Origin of the sequence: Candidatus Aquarickettsia rohweri (genome assembly GCF_003953955.1) — a bacterium.
GTDB lineage: Bacteria > Pseudomonadota > Alphaproteobacteria > Rickettsiales > Midichloriaceae > Aquirickettsia > Aquirickettsia rohweri.
Map to the genome: position 1 here is coordinate 1 of NZ_RXFM01000062.1, position 7,911 is coordinate 7,911.

Below are 7,911 nucleotides of genomic sequence, written 5' to 3' on the forward strand. Positions count from 1 at the left end.
TTCTTTTTTTCTAATAGCATCATTAGCCTCTATTTTTTTAGGCTTTTGTTCTACCACTTATTTTTATTCTTGCCTAGATGCCCTTATTTTAGCGCTTACCTTTTTACTTTCTATTATCATCTCTGATTTTATTTCTTCACTTCTTTCTTCTTCGCATTCTTTCACTCTTATTGGTATAAATTTATTTTTTACTGTATTTCTTTTATTTTCTACAAGAATTCTGTGCCATTTATAAAATGTACTTCTCGGCACATTCTTTTGCTTACAAAATTCATATTTACTTACATTACTTTTTTTATATTCTTCTACTAGCTCTTTCCATTTTTCATTACTTATTCTTTTTTTCTAATAGCATCATTAGCCTCTATTTTTTTAGGCTTTTGTTCTACCACTTATTTTTATTCTTGCCTAGATGCCCTTATTTTAGCGCTTACGATATAATCATAGATTTCTGCTCACCAGTTGAACATAAATTTGCATCTCTATTCTTATCTCTATCAAGTACATTAATATCACTTTTATATGCACCTATACTACATCTTTTAGATTTTGCATCTATTAATCTATTTTTAGCCAAGCGCTTAATTATATATTCAAAAACAGTTGTTGATTTATTAATTTTTAATTGATCTTCTATTTCACCTGATGTAGATAATTTTGGTTTTAAGTAATGAATTGATAAGGATTCTAAAACTGTATTAATTATTTTTAAGCACTCAATTCTATTATTAATAATTTTTAAACTTAACTCTGCAATATTCATTTCAATTTGCTCTACCCATTTCTGATCCCAATTAATATCGTTTAACACTTTAGCTCTTGATTGTGTAAAATATTCATATTTTTGAATATAAGATATATGATTAGAAAAAAAATTATAAGTCATTCTATCTAAAAATTTTCTTCTTATACTTGGTGATTCAAGAAATAAATTTTCCATTTGAGGTGTAAGCCAGACTATTTTTAGTATATCTGAAATATCTGTTTGTTTATCAAGTAATTCATTATTTATCTTTATTATCTTATTTCCATTTGAGTCAATATTTTTAAATTTACACCCTATCAATAAACTAAATTCTAATTCACAATTCAAATAATCTGCTTTAATACCCCATTCGGCATTTAATTTATTAAAATCAAATATTATTTCACTATTTTTTGCATTCCTAAAACCTTTAGTGCCACTTAATAATGATACTGCTTCTAAAACATTTGTTTTACCACTTCCATTCTCTCCTAATATCAACACAAATTTAGATTCAGAGTTTATTTTTAAATTGACATGATTTCTAAAATTAATTAACTCTAACTGATGTATTAATGATGGAAAATTATGACCCATAAATGCTAATTAAAATAGCTATTTCTTTATAAACTATTAGTCAATAAATTAAACTTGCATTGGCATTATAACAAATCTGCAATTAGTATTTCCACTATCCTCTACTAATACAGCCTCACTACCAGAATTTAATTTAAAGTAAGCTTTATCTCCATTTATATTGTTCAATATATCTATTATATACCTAGAATTGAAAGCTATAGATATTTCATCATTATTGTATACAGCTGGGACTTCAATTGTCCCAGAAGAATTAATCTTATCACTTACAGAAAGAATGACTTTATTTTTTTGTATTTTTAATTTTACTGCTACAACTCTTTCAGTAGATATTGCTGTAACTAAATCTATAGCCTTTGATAATTCATCGATAGATATCTCAAGTATTTTATTATTACCATATGGCACTGCTTTATCATAATCAGGAAATTTACCATCTATCAACTTAGATATTAAAGTAGTGCTACCGATTTTAAACGTAATTTTATTTGATGATACTCCAACAAAAATATTACCATTAAAATCTTCTAGTAATTTTGATAATTCTAAAACTGTTTTTTTAGGAATAATGATCCCAGGCAATAATTGTGCATTCTTAGGAAGTGTCACTTCTCCTATAGCTAATCTATGAACATCTGTTGCTATAGCTCTCAACACATTAATTCCATTATCTTCAGCAACATGCAAATAAATACCACTTAAATAATACCTAGTCTCATCAAATGAAATTGCATGCTTAGTTGTTGAAATTAAATAATGTAAATTATTTGAATCAATTTCAAATTGGCAATCACATGTGCCTTCTTCAAAATCTGGGAACTCATCTGCTGACAAGCATGGTAAACTGAATTCACTTAATTCAGATCTAATTAGAATTTTTCCTGGCTTATCAGATGGCTCAAAGATAAGGCTTATATCTTTATTAACTCCTATTTTCCTTACAATTTCATAAAATATATGGATAGGAACTGTAGTTACTAATTGCCCTCCTACACTTGCATTAATTGATTCTTTAGCAAATATATCTAAATCTGTAGTAAAAAAAGAAATTTGATTTTTTTTTGTACTTATTTTAACGTTTAGTAAAATACTTTTAACTGTTCTTTTTTCAACGATAGATTGAATATGGCCTAAAGCCTGTAATAACTCAGAATTATTAACCTGTACTTTCATTATAAATTATATTAAATGGAAACTATTTACTTAAATAATAAATTAACTTTCTTATTTTGCAAGCAATGCCTTCATGCTTTGCAAATTATTTTTAATTTATATTAACCTTTGTATCGATCCAAGATATATTTCCATCTTTTCTATAATATACTAGATTTAATTTTTTACTGGCATCATTAATAAATAACAACGCTGGTAAATTCAATAAATCCATTTTCATAACAGCATCTTTTACACTAAGATTTTCTATACCTGAAACTTTTTCAGCAATTATAGTAGGAGATTTCTCTATATTTTCAATATCTTCTTCTTCAAGTGGAGAAATAACATATTTTGTACCACTAATTAAATCAAATTCAGATTCTTTAGTAACTTTATGGTTCTTTATTCTATTCTTATATCTTCTTAGCTGTTTTTCAATTTTCTCATTTGCAACATTAAAACTTCTATACGAGTCATATTCATGGCCATTACTTTTAATCAATATTCCATTACCAGTTCCTTCATTGACAATAATTTCTGTTTGAAATAACTGGCCTTGCTTTTCGATTTTGACATGTGCATTCAAAGCATCCTTAAAATACTTCTTTACAGTATCAATCAAATGATCTTTCACATGTTTCTCCAAACTAGCACCTACTTTAATATGCTTGCCATACACAGTTATTTCCATGGATAACTCCTTTTTATTTCATTACTTAATATGATAATCGATTAATCTTTTTATATCAACTACTGATACAAATTAAATTATATTGACAAATAATTTTAACTATTTAATGATGTGAAATTATTAATAGGACCAAAGTGTGTGAAAACTATATTTATATCAATAATTATAACTATTAACTATGAATATTTTTGCAAATGCTAAAGACAATCTAATTCCCAGAAAAATACTTTTTGGAAATCCAGAAAAAGCAAATGTTCAAATTAGCAAAGATGGCAAACACATTTCATATCTATCTGATAAAAATGGTGCATTAAATATATTTGTTGCTCTGTTAGATAACCTAAATGCTGCAAAAGCAATTACCAATGATTCAAAAAGGGGAATTAGAAGTTATTTTTGGAGTTATGATAACAATCATATATTATATTTAAAAGATAATGATGGAGATGAAAATTATAAAATTCATAAAGTTAACATTAATACATTAGAAGACAGAGCTTTAACACCTACTAAAAATGTAAAATCTATTATTTTAAAATCTAGTTATAAAATTCCCAATGAAATAATTATTGGGTTAAATGATAGAAAAAAAGAATATTTTGATATTTATAACCTGAATATTAACACTAGTAAATTATCACTATTATACAAAAATGATAAATATTCAGGATTTGACATAGATGATAATTACAATATTAGATTTGGATATCAACCAACTCCAGATGGAGGAAATCAAATTTATGAATTTAAGGATAAAAAAGAAATACCTTTTTTAAAAATACCATTTGAAGATTCTAAAACTACCGGCATTTTGAATTTTGATGAACAAGGTAAAAAAGTTTATTTTGCAAGTTCAATCGATAGAGATACATCAGGGTTATACATTATAGATTTAACTACTAAAATAAAAAAGCTTATTCACTCAAATTCAAAAGCAGATATTGGAAGTGTTATTCTTCAACCAAAAACAAAAATATTACAAGCTATAGATTGTTATTACTTAAAGCAAGATTATAAATTTTATGATGAGAAATTTGAAAAAGACTTTAATAATTTACAAAGATTAAACCAAGATTCAACACTAATGATCAACTCCAGAACGTTAAAAGATGATAAATGGTTAGTCGCCTTTAATTTTGATAATAAACCGCTCAAATATTATTTGTATAATAGGAACACTCAAAAAGCTGATTACTTATTTACAAATAATAATAAATTAGCAAATTATGAATTAAATAATATGCAGCCCGTGGTTATTAAATCACGAGATGGATTAGATTTGCCTAGTTATATATCTATTCCAAAGAATGGAATTAAAGATTCAGATAGTTTAAAAACTAAAAAACCACTACCAATGATATTATTGGTGCATGGGGGACCAAATGCAAGAGATTATTGGGGGTTAAATTCTTTTCATCAATGGCTAAGTAATAGAGGATATATTGTACTTAGTGTTAATTACAGGGGATCAACAGGATTCGGTAAAAATTTTATCAACGCAGGAAATGGTGAATGGTCTGCAAAAATGCATGATGATCTTATTGATGCTGTTAACTGGACAATCAAAGAGAAGTTAGCTGATAGAAATAAAATAGCAATAATGGGAGGTAGTTATGGAGGTTATGCAACATTAGTTGGCTTAACTTTTACACCAAATGTTTTTGCTTGTGGCGTTGATATTGTCGGACCGTCAAATTTAATAACATTGCTTGAGTCAATACCTGAGTATTGGAAACCACTTATTGACAGTCTTAAATTAATGCTAGGTGGTGATAATAAAACTCCAGAAGGTAAAGCTATACTTAAAAATAAATCTCCACTTCATCATGTTAATAAAATATCAAAACCTTTATTAATAGGTCAAGGTGCAAATGATCCAAGAGTAAAACAAGCTGAATCAGACCAAATAGTAGCTGCAATGAAAAAACATAAAATACCTGTAATTTACGCTTTATATACAGATGAAGGACATGGCTTTGCAAGACCAGAGAATAGATTATCTTTTTATGCGATTACTGAAGAATTTTTTGCTAAATATTTAGGAGGTAATTGCGAACCAATCAATGATGACTTCAAGAACTCATCAATAGAAATAAAAGAAGGAAAATCTGAAATTTCACACCTTGCTAATACAACTGCAAATAAATAATAAAGAATACGTTTTAATCGAAATTAAAGATAAAATTTTTCTGTATAAACATAAAATTATTACTACAAAAGTTCTTAAATATAGATTGTATTTTGGTAAACAAGAGGTTAAAAGTTTAATTTAAGAGTGTGAAAATTAAAGGATTTAAATGTTTAGTGCAATAGAAAAAGCAATTCAGGCAATAAAAAAAGCCAAAAGGCCTACTACCCTAAATTTAAGTAATACTAAAATCTCAGATAAAGAAAAAAAAGTATTAGCGGAGGCAATAAAAAAAACCACACAGCCTATTACTCTGGATTTAAGTTATAATGATATCTCAGATATAAAAACAGAAATATTAGCGGAGGCAATAAAAGAAGCCAAACAGCCTATTACCCTAAATTTACGTGATACTAATATCTCAGATAAAAAAACAAAAGTATTAGCGGAGGCAATAAAAGAAGCCACCCAACGTATTACCCTAAATCTAAATAATACTAATATCTCAGATAAAAAAACAGCATTATTAGCAGAGGCAATAAAAGAAGCCAAACAGCCTATTACCCTGGATTTAAGTAATACTAATATCTCAGATAAAAAAACAGAAATATTAGCGGAGGCAATAAAAGAAGCCAAACAGCCTATTACCCTAAATTTAAGTAATAATAATATCTCAGATAACGGAGCTATATATTTCTTTAATAGTATTGAAAGTACGAAAAATCCAATAAGCTTAAATATTTCGCACAATAAAAAATTACAATTTAAAGAAGCAGCTCGTAAAGCCATACTTAATACAGCTGCTAAAACAAATCAAGATTGTGACTTTAATTTAACTTTAAACCATATAGGACGTACAGATGAAATAATAAAATTATCGCAAGATGATAATTTTTTAGAAGCAAAAAGTAAAATAAGTTTGAGTGTAAATTATAAATTAAAAGTGATGAGTGGTGGTGAGGGAGAACGGTATATAAATAAGATTCATAATACGCGTTATCCCTTACATATAGATTTTTCTACAATAATCATGAGTGATACAAATTTTGAGAAATTATTCGAAATTATTAAAGAGAAAAGCAATCCAATAACTTTAAAGTTGCATGAGCAAAATTATAAGAAATATGGCAAAAAAGTACTTGAGATTATTAAAACTGCAAAAAATATAACCTTAGATTTATCGGAGTTTGTTACTACCTTAAGTATGTCAGAGTATAAGACTATAAATAAACAAATTATACAATTGCTTGATAGCATTAAAGAATCCAAATTTCCTATTAGTTTGAGCTTAAAATTTCCGCATCACCCTAATGGCGACCCTAGAGATAAAGTTATATCTTTATCTCCTTATGATCAAATATTTAATAACCTAGAAACAGGTAAATTAACATCATTAACTGTGAAACAGCAATTATGTGATTTTCATAAAAACCGCATAAAACAAATTATTGATGAGTCAAGTCACAGTATTATTTTTCGTAGCATTGGTTTAACAATGGCAAGTAATGTATATGTTAAAAAATTGCTAATAGATTCAGTAAGTAAAAATACTAATCATTTTGATTTATCTGAATTATCAATTACTGATTCACAATTTGAATTAGTCTTAAATGCTATTAAAAACTCTGAAAAACCTGTGAATTTAAAGATATCACATGAATTATATAATAACAATGAAGAAGCAATAACTAATGCTATTAAAGAAATAAATGCAAAAGTTATGGCAGTCGGGTTTGGTGGACTATGGCCTTACAAAATAATAATAAGTGATAAACATATTAAAAAATTGTTAGAAGATCAAGAAAGTGAAGATACTATCTCTTTAGATTTATCTGAAGCATCACTGACTGATTTACAATATATACAAATAAAAGAATTTATTAATAACTGTAAAGAACCTGTAGATTTGGTGTTACAGCAACTGAATGAGCAGAATCAACAATTTGTCTATGATATTATTGAAGAAGCAAAAAATACTAGGAATTTATGGTTTAAATACACTAGCTTTATACACCTACCAATACCATTTCGTGATAATTTAGTTGCATCTTTAGTTAGTTCTATTAATAAAGCAACTCAATCAACTAAATTGATAACTTTAAAAATCCGAGATTTATCTTTTAGTAGTAGTGATCTGAAGATAATATATGATAATTATAATCCTTCATATAATACACTACTAGAAACACTAGAATCGAATAAATCGAACTGGGAAGAAAATCTTAGAAAAGAAAGTAAACGCTAAAATATCCCCATCTTGACAAGTATTATCCGCCTTTCTTTGGGTTTCTTAAGTTTTTTGATAATTCTAAAAAAAATTTAATTTGATGATATTTTTTTATCAATATTATATGGAAGTAAATTTACTAACTCTTTTGGATCAGAATAATCATGAATATGATTCAGCAAATATTTTAAATAATCATAAGGATTAATCTTATTTACTTTGCAAGTTTCAATAATACTATAAATATTTGCACTAGCTTTAGCACCCTTAGTTGTTGCACAGAACATCCAATTTTTTCTGCCAACTGCAAATGGTTTTATACTACGCTCCGAATCATTATTATCAATACGCAGTCTTCCATCTAAAAG

The 7,911-nt window shown here is 26.9% G+C and carries 7 protein-coding genes; 2 read left to right on the top strand and 5 right to left on the bottom strand.

From position 1 onward, the window contains the following. Positions 1-63: 63 nt before the first annotated feature. From tnpA to hpf, 4 genes are all read right to left on the bottom strand, one after another. Positions 64-336, bottom strand: a complete 273-nt coding sequence (gene tnpA / locus EIC27_RS04670; RefSeq protein ID WP_410519463.1) for an IS66 family insertion sequence element accessory protein TnpA — start codon at positions 334-336, stop codon at positions 64-66. 94 nt (positions 337-430) lie between these two features. Further along, positions 431-1,342: an AAA family ATPase gene (locus EIC27_RS04675; protein WP_126044961.1), complete on the bottom strand. Its 912-nt coding sequence runs from the start codon at positions 1,340-1,342 to the stop codon at positions 431-433. 48 nt (positions 1,343-1,390) lie between these two features. Then, entirely contained in the window at positions 1,391-2,515 is a 1,125-nt protein-coding gene (gene dnaN, locus EIC27_RS04680; RefSeq protein ID WP_126044962.1) for a DNA polymerase III subunit beta, read from the bottom strand. 91 nt (positions 2,516-2,606) lie between these two features. Next, the gene (gene hpf, locus EIC27_RS04685) at positions 2,607-3,188 is read right to left on the bottom strand and encodes a ribosome hibernation-promoting factor, HPF/YfiA family (protein ID WP_126044963.1); all 582 of its coding nucleotides are present in this window, start codon (positions 3,186-3,188) and stop codon (positions 2,607-2,609) included. Positions 3,189-3,366: 178 nt separating this feature from the next. Between hpf and EIC27_RS04690 the strand changes: the two genes are divergently transcribed. Further along, positions 3,367-5,337, top strand: coding sequence for a S9 family peptidase (locus EIC27_RS04690; RefSeq protein ID WP_126044964.1), 1,971 nt, complete (start codon positions 3,367-3,369; stop codon positions 5,335-5,337). Positions 5,338-5,485: 148 nt separating this feature from the next. After that, the gene (locus EIC27_RS04695) at positions 5,486-7,561 is read left to right on the top strand and encodes a leucine-rich repeat domain-containing protein (protein ID WP_126044965.1); all 2,076 of its coding nucleotides are present in this window, start codon (positions 5,486-5,488) and stop codon (positions 7,559-7,561) included. A 74-nt stretch (positions 7,562-7,635) separates the two neighbouring features. On the opposite strand, the gene EIC27_RS04700 is transcribed toward EIC27_RS04695, so the two are convergent. Continuing rightward, positions 7,636-7,911, bottom strand: a 276-nt coding sequence (locus EIC27_RS04700) for a transposase domain-containing protein (protein ID WP_153183752.1), incomplete at its 5' end; no start/stop codon positions are given.